This window comes from Nocardioides panacis, from assembly GCF_019039255.1.
Lineage (GTDB): Bacteria > Actinomycetota > Actinomycetes > Propionibacteriales > Nocardioidaceae > Nocardioides_B > Nocardioides_B panacis.
The window spans coordinates 4,084,067-4,099,290 of sequence record NZ_CP077062.1 but is presented as its reverse complement, the minus strand read 5'-3'; the positions used below and the strand labels follow the sequence as shown (position 1 = coordinate 4,099,290).

Below are 15,224 nucleotides of genomic sequence, written 5' to 3'. Positions count from 1 at the left end.
CATTGCCGAGGAGATTCAGGCATTCGACGCTTTATGGCTTTGTCGACAAAGCGACAAGTCGCTTCGTCGATCAGCCGTCGTGGCGTTCCCGGGTCGGGTGCCCGGGGTCGATCAGCCCGATGATCCGCTCGAGGTCGGGCAGGGAGGCGAACTCCACGGTGATCCGGCCCTTGCGCTTGCCGAGGTCCACCTTGACCCGGGTCTCCAACCGGTCCGAGAGCCGGGAGGCCAGGTCGGTGAGGCCGGGAGCGGTCGGCCGGCTGCGGCGGACCGCGGGCGGGGTGCCGGTGCCCAGGTCACCCACCGTCACGATCTCCTCCAGGCCGCGCACCGAGATCCCCTCGGCCACCACCCGGGCGGCGAGCCGGTCCTGGACGTCCGGGCTCTCCACTCCGAGCAGGGCGCGGGCGTGGCCCGCGGAGAGCACTCCGGCCGCCACCCGGCGCTGCACGGCCGGGGAGAGCCGGAGCAGCCGCAGGGTGTTGCTGATCTGGGGCCGGCTCCGGCCGATCCGGGTGGCCAGCTCCTCGTGGGTGCAGCCGAAGTCGTCGAGCAGCTGCTGGTAGGCGGCGGCCTCCTCGAGCGGGTTCAGCTGGGAGCGGTGCAGGTTCTCCAGCAGCGCGTCCCGGAGCAGGGCGTCGTCACCGGTCTCCCGCACGATCGCCGGGATGGTGTCGAGGCCGGCCTCCTGGGTGGCCCGCCACCGCCGCTCACCCATGATCAGCTCGTAGCGGCCCTCCCCTGCGGGGCGTACGACGACCGGCTGGAGCAGCCCGATCTCCCGGATGGAGTGCACCAGCTCGGCGAGCGCCTCCTCGTCGAAGACCTGGCGCGGCTGGCGCGGGTTGGGGGCGATCGCGGTGACCGGCAGCTCGGCGAAGTAGGCGCCCGCGACCTGCCGCAGCGAGCCGTCGTCCTCCGGCTCGGCAGCGGGAGCGGGAGCGACCTCGTCCGTGCCGGCGGCCGGCTCGCTCGCGGGCGCACCGATCCAGTCCACCGCGCGACCCGCGCCATCACCCGACGCCCCGGCCGTGGACGTGGACGTGCCCGTGGCCGTGCCCGTGGCCGTGCCCGTGGACATGGCCGTGCCGTCCGGGTGCGGGGTGCCGTCCACCGGGGCGGCGCCCGCCGCGGGCTCCGCCTCCGGTCGGGGTGCGGTCGGGATCAACGAGCCGAGACCGCGACCGAGACCGCGTCGCTGCTGGGGCTTCTGGGTCATGCCTGGGCTCCTTCGTCGGCGCCGTTCACGGAGAGCGCCATCTCGCGCGCGGCCTCGAGGTAGCTCAGCGCACCCGCTGAGCCGGGATCGTAGGTCATCACCGTCTGGCCGTAGCTCGGTGCCTCCGAGATGCGTACCGAGCGCGGGATCGCCGTGCGCAGCACCTGTCCGCCGAAGTGCGTGCGCACCTCGTCGGCCACACCGGCGGAGAGGCGGGTGCGGGCGTCGTACATGGTGAGCACGATCGTGGAGACCTCGAGGTCCGGGTTCAGGTGCGCCTTGACCATCTCGACGGTCTCGAGCAGCTGGCCGAGCCCTTCGAGCGCGTAGTACTCCGCCTGGATGGGGATCAGCATCTCGTCGCCGGCCACCAGCGCGTTCAGGGTGAGCAGCCCCAGGGACGGCGGGCAGTCGATGAGCACGTAGTCGAAGCGGTCCTCGCCCTCCCCGAAGACCCACGGGTGGGCGTGCAGCGCCTTGCGCAGCCGACCCTCCCGGGCGACCAGGCTGACCAGCTCGATCTCGGCGCCGGCCAGGTCGATGGTGGCCGGGACGACGAACAGCCCGTCGATCTCCGGGCAGGGCTGGACGATGTCGACCAGCGGCATGCCGTCCACGACCGCGTCGTAGGTGGAGGCGGTGCCGCGGTGGTGATCCACCGACAGGGCCGTGGAGGCGTTGCCCTGCGGGTCCAGGTCGACGACGAGCACGCGGAGGCCGTGCTGCGCCAGCGCGGCGGCCATGTTCACCGTGGTGGTGGTCTTGCCCACGCCGCCCTTCTGGTTCGCGACCACCATCACCCGGGTCCGGGGCGGACGCGGCAGCGGGTCGCTGAGCCGTCGCCCCTCGCGCACCAGCAGCGAGTGCTCGACGGACCGGGCCAGCGGCGTCGACGTGTCGGCCGCCAGCCCCAGCGCGGCCAGGTCCCCTGCCGTCCGGTACGGCGTCCCGGGAGCGGGATGCGGGCCGAAGCGGCTCGGGTCGACCGGCTCGCGACCGGGACCGGTCGCGGACGGGACGCCGGCGCTCGACGGGGAGGAGGGGGGGCTGCTGCACAGGGGTGTCCTTCGGGGCGGGCATGGCACCCACGTCGGGGGGACCCTGTTTCACGTGAAACAGGGGTGGGGTCGTGCAGGGGCTGGCGCTCGACCAGGGGGGCGGGTGGACGCCGGGAAGGTGTTTCACGTGAAACCACGGAGTCAGGAGAGCGCGAACTCGACGTTTCACGTGAAACGGATCCAGCGGGCGACGACTCATCCGGATTGACCGGATCGTCTTGTGGACCACCCTGTGGATTCTGTGCATAAACCCGATCCGCCGGCCACCCGAGCAACTCGGTCGACCCGTCGGACCCGCTCGTCGTCGAGCGCCCGGTGTCCGGCCAGCCCAACCCGTCGACCACCGGGACACGGGCCGGACCGGCCGTGCCGAGGGGGACCGGTCGCTCGACCTCCCGATCGGGGGTTCCCGAGACCGTCACCTGCGTCGTCCCTTCCGCTTCCGTTGAGCCCGACCCGGACGGGAGGCACCACGCACTTCGTCCGCAGCGTCCCAACCTAGCCGCGAGGGGCGGGTGGCTTCCACCCGGATCGCGGTGGTCGGGGGATCCACGACCTCCGCGCCCAGGGTCAGCACCTCCACGACGCCCGCACCATGTCGCTCCAGGTCGGCCGTCGCCGCGGCCAGCTCCTCGGCCGCCGAGGCGCCCTTCATCGCGACGAGCACGCCACCCTGGCGCACCAGGGGCATGGACCAGTCCAGCAGCCGGCCCAGCGGAGCCACCGCCCGGGACGTCACCACCGAGAACTCCCGGTGTCCGTGCAGCTCCTCGGCCCGGCCGCGGACCACTTCGACGCGGTCCAGGCCGAGCTCGGCCACCACCTCGTCCAGGAACGTGGTGCGGCGCAGCAGCGGCTCGACGAGCGTCACCCGCAGGTCGGGTCGGCGGATCGCCAGCACCAGGCCGGGGAGGCCGGCGCCGGTGCCCAGGTCGCAGACGTCCGCGTCCTCGGGGAGGGCGTCGGCCAGCACCGCGCAGTTCAGCAGGTGCCGCTCCCAGAGCCGGGGCGCCTCACGGGGACCGATGAGTCCCCGCACCACGCCGGCGTCGGCCAGCAGCGCGGCGTACCGCTCGGCGAGGTCCAGGCGAGCAGCGAACACCCCCTGTGCCGACGTCGGCACAGGGGGCGTTTCACGTGAAACAACGGGGTCCGTTGCGTCCGACACGGATCAGGACCTCATGACGGGAGCACCACGACCCGGCGCCGGGGCTCCTCGCCCTCCGACTCCGAGGACAGCCCGGCCGCGGCGACGGCGTCGTGCACGACCTTCCGCTCGAAGGGGCTCATCGGGTCGAGCACCTTGCGCTCACCGGAGGAGCGGACCTCGGCGACGGCCTCGTCGGCGACCCTCTCGAGCCGGGACCGCTTGTCGGCACGGAAGCCGCCGATGTCCAGCATCAGGCGGGACCGCTCGCCGGTCTCCCGGTAGACGGCCAGCCGGGTCAGCTCCTGGAGCGCCTCGAGCACCTCGCCGTTGCGCCCGATCAGCGTGCTGACGTCACCGCCGACGATGCTCACCGAGGCCCGGTCACCCTCGACGTCCATGTCCAGGTCGCCGTCCAGGTCGGCGATGTCGAGAAGCTCCTCGAGGTAGTCCGCAGCGATGTCGCCCTCGTTCTCCAGGCGGTCCACGTCGCTGTCCTCGTCCGAGGCGTCGTCCGAGGCGTCGTCAGAGTCAGAGTCAGAGTCGGTGTCGGTGTCGGCGTCGGTGTCGGTGTCGGAGTCGGAGTCGGAAGGCTCCGAGGCGTCCGGGTCGGCGGTGGCGGCGGAGTCCTCGGAGGCGTCAGAGGCGTGGGACTCGCCGGTGGAGGTAGTCGCGTCGGCGTCCGCCGGAGCGTCCGGGCCGGTCTCCGGGGTGCTCTCCTCGACGGACGTGGCGGTGGAGGAGGGGTGCTGCGCGTCGGAGGCCGTCTCGGGGACGTCGTGCTCGGTCTCGGACGTGTTCTGGTCGGTCACGGGGTGCTCCCTGTCGGTCGTGCTGGATCAGCTGAGTTCGGGGTGGGTCGCCACAGACGGCCGCGCGGGCCCGATGGGGTCAGGCGCTGTTGCGCCCGGGCTCGTCGCCCTCGTCACGCCCGCGCTCCGTGGCGCCGGCCGGGTCGTCGCCCGGCTTCACGGCCGGCTTCTTGGCGGCGCCGGCGGGCGGGGTCTTCTTGCGCTGGCTGCGGGTCTGCTTCTTGGGCTGCTGGCGGGCCGGGGCCTCGGGGGCCGTCTCGGTCACGGTGGACTCGATCGGGGTCGCGGGGTCGGGCAGGCCCTTGCGCTTGCGCTTCTCGGCGTCGCGCTCCTGCTTGGCCTTGGCGGCCGGCGTGCCGGGAGCCGGGTTGTTGCGGATCACGTAGAACTGCTGGCACATCGTCCACAGGTTCGAGGTGGTCCAGTAGAAGAGCACGCCGATCGGGAAGGCGATACCGCCGACCGCGAAGACCACCGGGAGCACGTAGAGCAGCATCTTCTGCTGCTGGGCGTACTGACCGGTCATCGCGTCGGCCGGCATGTTCTTGCTCATCAGCTGACGCTGGGTGAGGAACGTCGTGGCGGTCATGGCGATCACCAGCACGGCGGCCAGGATCTGCACGTTGACCTGTCCGTCGGCCTTGGTGAAGCTGTCCGCGATCCGCGCGCCGAAGATCTTCGCGTTCTCCAGCTGGTCGACCTGCTGCTGGGTCAGCACACCGCGGGTCTCGCCCTTGGAGGCGTGGTCGATCAGCCGGAACAGCGCCAGGAAGATCGGCATCTGCAGCAGGATCGGCAGGCACGAGGCGAACGGGTTGGTGCCGGTCTCCTTGTACAGCGCCATGGTCTCCTGGGCGAGCCGCTCCCGGTCGTGGCCGTACTTCTTCTGCAGCTCCTTGACCTTGGGCTGCAGCAGCTGCATGTTCCGGCTGGACTTGATCTGCTTCACGAACAGCGGGATCAGGGCAGCGCGGATCACCAGGGTCAGCCCGATGATCGACAGCACCCAGGCCCAGCCCGACTCCGGGCCGAGGAGGGCCCCGAAGACCGAGTGGAAGCCGGACATGACGAGCGACGTGATCCAGTACAGCGGCGCCATGATGAAGCCGCCGATGTCACCGAGGGTAGAAAACACTCAGGCTCCTTGAGTCTGATGGGGGTGCGACATCTTGGGGGGGAACCGGGTCGTAACCACCGGCTGCCCAGGGGTGACACCGACCGACTCTACGGGCGGCGAGCCAGCTGCCCCGCAGGCTGCCGTGCACCGTCACCGCCTCGAGGGCGTACGCCGAGCAGGACGGGTGGTAGCGGCAGACCTGCCCGTAGAGCGGGCTGATCGCGAACCGGTAGGCCTTGAGCAGGCCGATCAACAGGTACTTCATGGCGCCGGCACCCGGTCGAGGCGCGTCCACGCCTTGTCCAGGTCGCGCCCGAGCTCGGCGTACGACGCCCCGGCCGACGCGGGCAGCGCCCGGACCACGAGCACGGCAGAACCCGGAAGCGACGCGAGTCGCTCCCGGGCGAGGTGACGCAGCCGACGCTTGACCCGGTTGCGGACCACCGCGTTCCCGACCGCCTTGCTGACCACGAAGCCGACCCGCGGGCCGCTCGGCCCGTGCGGATCCGCACCCCGGTGCAGGACCAGGGTGCGGGCGCCGGCCCGACGGCCCGTGCGGACCGCCGTGGTGAACCCGGCCGACGTGGTCAGCCGGTGCGGCCGGTCAAGCAAGGCAGGACACGGGACGCATGGTGGACGCCGTCAGACGGCGAGCTTGTTGCGACCCTTGCGGCGGCGCGAGGCCAGGATCGAGCGACCCGCACGGGTGCGCATCCGCAGGCGGAAGCCGTGCACCTTGTGACGACGACGGTTGTTCGGCTGGTACGTACGCTTGCTCACGAGGAGATCTCCGAAACTGTGCGTGTGACGAGGTCAGATGGTCCGAACCCGGGGTGTCGGCTGGCACCGCCCGTCCGCGGGGGCCATCCTGGTGCCCCGCAGCAGCGATCCGGCCGGAACCAGGGCTGTCGCGGAGCCGACGGAAGAGGCCGTGGACATGCGGCACCGGTCGACACCGGTTCGACCGCCCAACGGTACGCGGTGGCGTTCAGGCCGGTCAAACTGGCAGCCTGTGGACAACCGCTTGATCCACAGGTGACCCGCTTGTTAGCGTTCGCACGTCCCGAGTTTCCCCGCGGTCGACGTTCTCCCTGTTCTCCTCAGTCTCGGCTTGTGTCCCTTTCCGTTGAGAAACGCTTCTGACCTGGGCTTTTCCGGGACAGCAGCGGGGTCGTCGCCCGTTCTCGGACCGCTTGACCACCCATCCGGGCAGCATGCACAACCTGTGGACAAACGTGTGGATCGACCAGCCGGACGAGGTGTCGGCGGTCACCACCGGCACGAGGACCCCGCGCACCCCGGTGGTCCACCGCCCCAGGACGTGTGCCAGGCCGACCCACGCACGACGTTGAATTGGAGTGGGGGACATCCCCCCTGAGTGCCCGTGAGTGACACCCCGAACGACACCTTTCCCGACGGCTTCGGCGGCGACGCCGCCCGTGATCAGCACCCCGACCGGAGCGGACCGGCGCAGCTGGACCGGGTCTGGAGCGCCCTGGTCGAGGACCTGCCGCCCAACCAGCGCGCCTGGCTGGCCGGCAGCCATCCGGTGACGCTGCACGAGAGCACCGCGATCATCGCGGTCGCCGACGACTTCACCCGCAACCAGATCGAGGGCCGGCTGCGCACCCGCCTCGAGGACGCCCTCGGCGCCTCGTTCGACCGCCAGGTCCGGATCGCGGTCACCGTCGACCCCGAGCTCGGTGGGCTGGACCGCACGGACCGTCCCGCCACCGGCTACGGCGGCTCGGAGTTCCGCGGCCTCGGGGAGTACGGCGGCGCCGTCGACGCGCCGACCCCGGGACCCGACGGCGCCGAGGACGACGACGACTCCACCCTGAATCCATTTAGCCATTTGTCGACAAATCCGCTGGACGTGCCGACGCCGGCCCAGCCCGCCTCCTCGCGGCCCCAGTCCGGCGCGGGCAGCGTGATGGAGACCCGGCTCAACCCGAAGTACATCTTCGAGACCTTCGTCATCGGCTCGTCGAACCGCTTCGCGCACGCCGCCGCGGTGGCCGTCGCGGAGGCTCCCGGCAAGGCCTACAACCCGCTGCTGATCTACGGCGACTCCGGCCTGGGCAAGACCCACCTGCTGCACGCCATCGGGCACTACGTCCGCAGCCTGTTCAGCGGGGCGCGGGTCCGCTACGTCAGCTCCGAGGAGTTCACCAACGAGTTCATCAACGCGATCCGCGACGACCGGCAGGACCGGTTCAAGCGGCGCTACCGCGACGTGGACGTGCTGCTGATCGACGACATCCAGTTCCTGGAAGGCAAGATCCAGACCCAGGAGGAGTTCTTCCACACGTTCAACACCCTGCACAACGCGAACAAGCAGATCGTGATCACCTCCGACCGGGCTCCCAAGCGGCTCGAGGCGCTCGAGGACCGGCTCCGCAACCGGTTCGAGTGGGGCCTGATCACCGACGTGCAGCCCCCCCGACCTGGAGACCCGGATCGCGATCCTGCGCAAGAAGGCCGCCACCGAGCGGATGACCGCGCCGCCGGACGTGCTGGAGTTCATCGCCAGCAAGATCCAGACCAACATCCGCGAGCTCGAGGGCGCCCTGATCCGGGTCACCGCCTTCGCCAGCCTCAACCGGCAGCCGGTCGACCTCACGCTGGCCGAGATCGTGCTCAAGGACCTGATCCCCGAGGGCGGCGAGCCGGAGATCACCGCGGCGCTGATCATCGCCCAGACGGCCGCCTACTTCGGGCTGTCGATCGACGACCTGTGCGGCCCGAGCCGCAGCCGGGTGCTGGTCACCGGCCGGCAGATCTCGATGTACCTGTGCCGCGAGCTCACCGAGCTCTCGCTGCCCAAGATCGGCCAGCAGTTCGGCGGCCGCGACCACACCACCGTGATGCACGCGGACAAGAAGATCCGGCAGCTGCTCGCCGAGCGCCGCAGCGTCTACAACCAGGTCACCGAGCTGACCAACCGGATCAAGCAGCAGGCCCGGCAGTCGTGAACCACAACCCGTTCCCGGGCCGCCCGGCCTGGGGACGAGGCTGTGGTTTCGTGTCGTTCCTCGGTGCACCGACTGTGGACAACCCTGTCGACGGCCGACCGACCCAGCCGGCCGTGCACAGGCCGCTCAGCTTGACCGGGTCGTCGTCCACAGGGCGGCGGGACGGCCAAACCGGGTCTGACCTGCGACGACACGAGTTATCCACACTGTCCACCGCACCTGTTAACACTACTGACCTGTACATGATCCGAATCTCCGGAAACATCTCTCCCCGCCCCGACCTGGGGACAACCTGCCTCGCGGCCCGCACCGGCTCGGCCGCGGCGAACCACAACTTGGTGACTCCCTCTGCCGGAGCCGCACGGCGCGTGGCAGGATGCACACCCCGGAAGACCGCTGCTGCACACGCCGCTCGCAGCCATGGAGGAGACCAGTGAAGTTCACCGTCGAACGCGACGTGCTCGCCGATGCCGTTGCCTGGGCGGCACGCAGCCTGCCGGTGCGACCCAGCGTCCCGGTCCTGGCCGGCCTGCTGATCGAGACGGTCGAGGGCGGCGACGGTCTGCAGCTGTCCACGTTCGACTACGAGACGTCCGCCCGCGCGACGCTGCCGGCCTCCGTCCAGGACGAGGGCAAGGCGCTGGTCTCCGGCCGCCTGCTCGCCGACATCTGCCGCAGCCTGCCCAACAAGCCCGTCGAGATGACCGTCGAGGGCTCCAAGGTCTCGCTGGTGTGCGGCTCGGCCCGGTTCAGCCTCCAGACGATGCCGGTCGAGGAGTACCCCACCCTCCCGGACATGCCGCAGGCCACCGGCACGGTGCGCAGCGACCTGTTCGCCAACGCCGTCGCCCAGGCCGTCACCGCGGCCGGCCGCGACGACATGCTGCCGGTGCTGACCGGCGTCCGGATCGAGATCGAGGGCTCGGCGATCTCGCTGCTGGCCACCGACCGCTTCCGGCTCTCCCTGCGCGAGCTCGAGTGGAACCCCGGCGCCACCGACGTGTCGGCGGCCGCGCTGGTCCCTGCCAAGGTCCTCGCCGACACCGCCAAGTCGCTGACGTCCGGGACCGAGGTGACCATCGCGCTGGCCTCGTCCGGCGCGGGCGAGGGCATCATCGGCTTCGAGGGCGCGGCCGGCGGCGGCGTACGACGGACCACCACCCGGCTCCTGGACGGCGAGTTCCCCAAGGTCCGCACGCTGTTCCCCGCCCAGCACGCCACCGTCGCCCGGGTCGACCGGGCCACCCTGGTGGAGTCCGTCAAGCGGGTCTCGCTGGTCGCGGAGCGCAACACCGCCGTGCAGCTCGCGTTCTCCGCGGGCGTGCTGACGCTGGACGCCGGCAGCGGCGACGAGGCGCTCGCGACCGAGCAGATCGAGGCCGTCGTCACCGGCGAGGACATCACCACCGGGTTCAACCCGCAGTTCCTCCTCGACGGCCTGACCGCGCTCGAGGACCCGGTCGTCGAGCTCGCGTTCACCCAGGCGTCCAAGCCGGCCGTGATGTCGGGTGCCAGCAGCCTGGACGGCGACGTCGACGGCGCCTTCCGCTACCTGCTCATGCCGCGCCGGCTGCTCTCCTGAGCGCACTCCGGCGCGAGTAGCCTGAGCCCGGACGCACCCACCCCGCCCGGCGGGGAACCACACACCTCGAAGGAGCGGCATGGAGCTCGGTCTGATCGGCCTCGGCAAGATGGGCGGGAACATGCGCGAGCGCATCCGCCGCGCAGGGCACACCGTGGTCGGCTACGACCGTAACCCGGACGTGAGCGACGTCGAGAGCCTCGAGGCGCTCGTCGCCGCCCTGCCCTCCCCCAAGGTGGTCTGGGTGATGGTGCCCGCGGGTGACCCCACCCGGGAGACGGTCAAGGCCCTCAAGGAGCTGCTCGGCGACGGCGACGTGATCGTCGACGGCGGCAACTCGCGCTGGACCGACGACAAGCTGAACGCCGAGCTGCTCTCGGACAAGGGCATCGGCTTCGTCGACTGCGGCGTCTCCGGCGGCGTCTGGGGCCTGGAGAACGGCTACGCGCTGATGGCCGGCGGCGACCCGAAGAACATCAAGGTCGTCCAGCCGGTCTTCGACGCCCTCAAGCCCGAGGGCGAGTTCGGCTGGGTGCACGCCGGCAAGGTCGGCGCCGGGCACTTCTCCAAGATGGTCCACAACGGCATCGAGTACGCCATCATGCAGTCCTACGCCGAGGGCTGGGAGCTGCTCCGCGCGGTCGACGAGGTCGAGAACGTCACCGAGGTGTTCCGCTCCTGGCGCGAGGGCACGGTCATCCGGTCCTGGCTGCTCGACCTGCTCGTCGCCGCGCTCGACGACGACGACGCGCTCTCGCAGATCGCCGGCTACGCCGAGGACTCGGGCGAGGGCCGCTGGACCGTCGAGGCCGGCATCGACAACGCCGTCGCCACGCCGGCGATCACCGCCGCCCTCTACGCGCGGTTCGTCTCCCGCCAGGACGACAGCCCCGCGATGAAGGCCGTCGCCGCCATGCGCAACCAGTTCGGCGGGCACGCCACGCGCACCAGCGCGCCCCCCGGCGGCGACCAGGGCTGACCGGCCGGCGGCTGTGCACGTCTCGCACCTCACCCTGCACGACTTCCGGTCCTACCCCGAGGCCGAGGTACCGCTCGGCCCCGGGGTGACCGCGTTCGTCGGCCGCAACGGCCAGGGCAAGACCAACCTCGTCGAGGCGATCGACTACATCGCCCGGCTCTCCTCGCACCGGGTGGCCGGCGACGCCCCGCTGGTCCGGTTCGGTGCCGACCACGCCGTCGTCCGCGCGGCGGTGGTGCGCGACGGTCGCGAGGCGGTGCTCGAGGTGCAGATCAACCCCGGCCGCACCAACAAGGCCCGGATCAACCGGTCGCCGGTGCCCCGGGCCCGCGAGCTGCTCGGGCTGGTGCGCACGGTGCTGTTCTCCCCCGAGGACCTGGCGCTGGTGAAGGGCGATCCGTCGGAGCGCCGGCGCTTCCTGGACGACCTGCTCGTCCAGCGGGCCCCGCGGTTCGCCGGGGTCCGCTCCGACTACGACCGGGTGCTCAAGCAGCGCAACTCGCTGCTCAAGACCGCCGGCATCGCCCGTCGCCAGGGCCGCAGCGCCGACTCGGCGCTGGCCACCCTCGGCGTCTGGGACTCGCACCTCGCGCAGACCGGCGCCGAGCTGCTCTCCGCCCGGCTCGCGCTGGTCGACGACCTGCGACCGTACGTCGCGAGCAGCTACGAGGCGGTCGCGGAGGGTGCGACCCGCACCGACGCGACGATGACCTACAAGCCGTCCTTCGAGCTGCCCCTCGCCGAGACCGGCGGCTACACCTACGACCGCGCGGTGCTCGCCGACGCGCTGCTGGCCGAGGTCGAGCGCCGCCGGGCGGACGAGGTGGACCGCGGGATCAGCCTGGTCGGGCCGCACCGCGACGAGCTGACGCTGATGATCGGGCCGCTCCCGGTGAAGGGCTACGCCTCGCACGGCGAGTCCTGGTCGATGGCCCTCGCGCTGCGGCTGGCGTCCTACGACCTGCTGCGCTCGGTGGGCGACGACCCGATCCTGATCCTCGACGACGTCTTCGCCGAGCTCGACACCGAGCGGCGCGAGAAGCTCGCCGAGCTGGTGGCCGGTGCCGAGCAGGTGCTGGTCACTGCCGCGGTCCCGCAGGACGTGCCGGCGGCGCTGGCGGGCACCCGCATCGACGTGGTGGACGGCAAGGTGCTGCCCGGTGTCTCCTGAGCCGCGGGACCCCGCCACCCCGGAGCGGCCCGACGACCCCGCCCGCGCCGGGGCGCCGGCCGGGGCCGAGCCGCCCGAGCACGACGACTCCGGCCTCGACCTCGCGCGCAGCATCGCCCGGTCCCTGGCGCGACCCGGCGCCAAGCGTCGTACGGCGTCCGGCGCCGCCTCGAAGTTCCGGCCCACCCGGCGCCGCGTCGACACCCAGGCCTCGGGGGCGCACCCCGACGAGCGCGACCCGCAGCTGCTGGACGCCACGATGGGCCGGCTGGTGCGGGACCAGGGGTGGGGCACCGACGTGCGGGTGCACGGGGTGTTCTCCCGCTGGGAGGTGATGGTCGGCCGCGAGGTGGCCCAGCACTGCACGCCCGAGTCGTTCGACCGGACCGACGCCGGCGGCGGGAAGCTCGTGGTGCGCACCGACTCCACCGCCTGGGCCACCCAGATGAAGCTGCTCGCCCCGACCGTCGTGCGCCGCCTCAACGAGGAGCTCGGGGACGGCACCGTGACGCTGATCGAGGTGCTCGGCCCGCACGGCCCCAGCTGGAAGCGCGGTCTGCGCTCGGTGCGCGACGGCCGGGGTCCCCGCGACACCTACGGGTGAGCGGGCCGCACCCGCAGCGGCCCTCGGAGGCGTTGTGCGCCCCCGGGGCCGGTATAGGGACTAGAACGCGCCCCTGTGCAGCCGTCCAGTGGGCCCTGTGGGGCCGGGAAACGGCCTCTCCGGTGAAGAGACGGCCCCCCTGCTGGGGAGCACACCCGCCGAAATAGGGCCTGACGGGGTATGCTGGAGCCGGTCGTTTCCCCGATTCCGGGGTCGACCTTCGCTATGTCTGCAGACGTGAAGAGGATGGCTCGTGGCTGAAGAGATGCCCGCCAACACCCCCCGACCAGCGACCCAGACACCGCTCCCCCGCAGACCGACATCCCCGCCGAGGCGATCGCCGAGGCGGCCCTCGCGCTCGCGCCGATGGGCGAGAGCCACGCGGTCGAGGAGGGCAAGTACGACGCCTCCGCGATCCAGGTCCTCGAGGGTCTCGAGGCGGTCCGCAAGCGCCCGGGCATGTACATCGGCTCCACCGGCGAGCGCGGCCTGCACCACCTGGTCTGGGAGATCGTCGACAACTCCGTCGACGAGTCGCTGGCCGGCTACGCCACCAGCATCAAGGTGACGCTGCAGGAGGACGGCGGCGTCCGGGTCGAGGACAACGGCCGCGGCATCCCCACCGACACCGCGCCCGGCCAGGACATGCCGGCCGTGACGATGGCGCTGACGATGCTGCACGCCGGCGGCAAGTTCGGCGGCGGCGGCTACAAGGTCTCCGGCGGTCTGCACGGCGTGGGCGTCTCGGTCGTCAACGCGCTCAGCAGCACCCTGCAGGTCGACGTGCGCAACCGTGGCTACCACTGGCGGCAGACCTTCAGCCTCGGCGTGCCCGACGGCCCCCTCGAGCAGCTCGAGCCGCTCGGCCCCGACGAGCAGACCGGTACGACGGTCACCTACTGGGCCAGCGAGGACATCTTCGAGACCACGACGTACTCCCTCGAGACGATCACCAACCGGCTCCGGGAGATGGCCTTCCTCAACAAGGGCCTCGAGATCATCATCCGCGACGAGCGGGCGCACATGGCGGGCGTCGCCGACGCGATCGCCGAGGACGCCGAGGGCGCGGCCACGCACGACCCGGACGCACCGGTGGTGGACCGGTCGAGCGCCGTCGAGGGCGTCATCGAGCACCGGTTCTGCTTCGACCGCGGCCTGGTGGACTACGTCGAGCACCTGAACCGCCGCAAGGACAAGGCCAACGCCAGCGTGATCGCGTTCGACGCCGAGCTGCCCGAGAGCGGGATGAGCCTCGAGGTCGCGATGCAGTGGAACACCACGTTCTCCGAGTCGGTGCACACCTTCGCGAACACCATCAACACCCACGAGGGCGGCACCCACGAGGAGGGCTTCCGCTCCGCGCTCACGTCCCTGGTGAACAACTGGGGCGAGGAGTGGAACCTGATCAAGAAGAAGGAGGACCGGGTCTCCGGCGACGACGTCCGCGAGGGCCTCACCGCGATCATCTCGATCAAGCTCGGCGAGCCGCAGTTCGAGGGCCAGACGAAGACCAAGCTCGGCAACACCGAGGCCAAGGGCTTCGTCCAGCGCGTGGTCAACGAGCAGCTCGGCGCCTGGCTGGAGAAGAACCCGGCCGAGGGCCGCGACATCGTCCGCAAGGCGCAGGCCGCGGCGTCCGCCCGGATCGCGGCCCGCAAGGCCCGCGACCTGGCGCGCAGCCGCAAGGGCCTGCTCGGCGGCGGCGGCCTGCCCGGCAAGCTCGCCGACTGCCAGTCGACCAACCCCGAGGAGTGCGAGATCTTCGTGGTCGAGGGCGACTCGGCCGGTGGCTCCGCCAAGGGTGGCCGGGACCCGCGCATCCAGGCGATCCTGCCGATCCGCGGCAAGATCCTGAACGTCGAGAAGGCCCGCCTGGACAAGGTGCTGGCCAACACCGAGGTGCAGGCGATCATCTCCGCGCTCGGCACCGGCATCCACGAAGAGTTCGACATCGACAAGGTCCGCTACCACAAGATCGTGATGATGGCCGACGCCGACGTGGACGGCCACCACATCCGGACCCTGCTGCTGACCCTGCTGTTCCGGTTCATGAAGCCGCTCATCGAGCACGGCTACGTCTACCTCGCGCAGCCGCCGCTCTACCGGCTGCGCTGGAACAAGCCGGCCGAGCACGAGTTCGTCTACTCCGACGCCGAGCGCGACGCGATGGTGCGGGTCGGCCAGGAGTCGGGCAAGAAGCTGCCCAAGGAGAACGCCATCCAGCGCTACAAGGGCCTGGGCGAGATGAACGCCAACGAGCTGTGGGAGACCACGATGGACCCGGACAACCGGCTCCTGCTCCAGGTCACCCTCGAGGACGCGGCGCAGGCCGACGAGATGTTCTCGGTGCTGATGGGCGAGGACGTCGAGCAGCGGCGCTCGTTCATCCAGCGCAACGCCAAGGACGTCCGCTTCCTCGACATCTGAGCCGCCTCCTGGGCGGTCGAGCCTGTCGAGACCCTTTCGTCGTACGACTGAGAGAGACACACCGTGACTGACAACACCATCGAGTTCGGCCAGCCGGGCAACAACGGGCGCATCGAGCCCGTCGAGCTCCAGG

The 15,224-nt window shown here is 71.2% G+C and carries 12 protein-coding genes and 2 pseudogenes; 6 read left to right on the top strand and 8 right to left on the bottom strand.

Annotation, left to right across the window (positions count from 1 at the left end; all coding sequences use genetic code 11):
• Positions 1–70: 70 nt before the first annotated feature.
• From KRR39_RS20105 to rpmH, 8 genes and pseudogenes are all read right to left on the bottom strand, one after another.
• Positions 71–1,081, bottom strand: a complete 1,011-nt coding sequence (locus KRR39_RS20105; protein ID WP_436972064.1) for a ParB/RepB/Spo0J family partition protein — start codon at positions 1,079–1,081, stop codon at positions 71–73.
• Positions 1,082–1,215: 134 nt separating this feature from the next.
• The gene (locus KRR39_RS20100) at positions 1,216–2,103 is read right to left on the bottom strand and encodes a ParA family protein (RefSeq protein ID WP_254185773.1); all 888 of its coding nucleotides are present in this window, start codon (positions 2,101–2,103) and stop codon (positions 1,216–1,218) included.
• Positions 2,104–2,695: 592 nt separating this feature from the next.
• Positions 2,696–3,379, bottom strand: coding sequence for a 16S rRNA (guanine(527)-N(7))-methyltransferase RsmG (gene rsmG, locus KRR39_RS20095; RefSeq protein ID WP_254185291.1), 684 nt, complete (start codon positions 3,377–3,379; stop codon positions 2,696–2,698).
• Positions 3,380–3,456: 77 nt separating this feature from the next.
• A complete protein-coding gene (locus tag KRR39_RS20090) occupies positions 3,457–3,912 on the bottom strand; it encodes a Jag family protein (RefSeq protein WP_216942865.1) in 456 nt (151 codons plus the stop codon).
• A gap of 517 nt (positions 3,913–4,429) precedes the next feature.
• Positions 4,430–5,371, bottom strand: a pseudogene (gene yidC / locus KRR39_RS20085) (membrane protein insertase YidC); the annotation flags it as partial.
• Positions 5,352–5,618, bottom strand: coding sequence for a membrane protein insertion efficiency factor YidD (gene yidD / locus KRR39_RS20080; RefSeq protein WP_216939187.1), 267 nt, complete (start codon positions 5,616–5,618; stop codon positions 5,352–5,354). The gene yidD and the pseudogene yidC, both read right to left, overlap by 20 nt.
• Positions 5,615–5,965, bottom strand: coding sequence for a ribonuclease P protein component (rnpA, locus tag KRR39_RS20075; protein ID WP_216939186.1), 351 nt, complete (start codon positions 5,963–5,965; stop codon positions 5,615–5,617). The genes yidD and rnpA overlap by 4 nt, the downstream gene beginning before the upstream one ends.
• A gap of 30 nt (positions 5,966–5,995) precedes the next feature.
• The gene (rpmH, locus tag KRR39_RS20070) at positions 5,996–6,133 is read right to left on the bottom strand and encodes a 50S ribosomal protein L34 (RefSeq protein ID WP_216939185.1); all 138 of its coding nucleotides are present in this window, start codon (positions 6,131–6,133) and stop codon (positions 5,996–5,998) included.
• Positions 6,134–6,827: 694 nt separating this feature from the next.
• Between rpmH and dnaA the strand changes: the two are divergent.
• The 6 genes and pseudogenes from dnaA (at position 6,828) to gyrB (ending at position 15,091) form a co-directional block, all read left to right on the top strand.
• A pseudogene (gene dnaA, locus KRR39_RS20065) lies at positions 6,828–8,328 on the top strand (chromosomal replication initiator protein DnaA).
• A 433-nt stretch (positions 8,329–8,761) separates the two neighbouring features.
• Complete coding sequence (gene dnaN / locus KRR39_RS20060) at positions 8,762–9,910, top strand: DNA polymerase III subunit beta (RefSeq protein WP_216939184.1); 1,149 nt, start codon at positions 8,762–8,764, stop codon at positions 9,908–9,910.
• Positions 9,911–9,989: 79 nt separating this feature from the next.
• Complete coding sequence (gene gnd / locus KRR39_RS20055; RefSeq protein WP_216939183.1) at positions 9,990–10,889, top strand: phosphogluconate dehydrogenase (NAD(+)-dependent, decarboxylating); 900 nt, start codon at positions 9,990–9,992, stop codon at positions 10,887–10,889.
• Positions 10,890–10,902: 13 nt separating this feature from the next.
• A complete protein-coding gene (gene recF / locus KRR39_RS20050; protein WP_216939182.1) occupies positions 10,903–12,060 on the top strand; it encodes a DNA replication/repair protein RecF in 1,158 nt (385 codons plus the stop codon).
• On the top strand, positions 12,050–12,664 hold the full coding sequence (locus KRR39_RS20045) for a DciA family protein (RefSeq protein WP_216939181.1): 615 nt from the start codon (positions 12,050–12,052) through the stop codon (positions 12,662–12,664). The genes recF and KRR39_RS20045 overlap by 11 nt, the downstream gene beginning before the upstream one ends.
• Before the next feature lie 366 nt (positions 12,665–13,030).
• Complete coding sequence (gene gyrB / locus KRR39_RS20040) at positions 13,031–15,091, top strand: DNA topoisomerase (ATP-hydrolyzing) subunit B (protein WP_216939180.1); 2,061 nt, start codon at positions 13,031–13,033, stop codon at positions 15,089–15,091.
• The last annotated feature ends 133 nt before the right edge of the window (positions 15,092–15,224 follow it).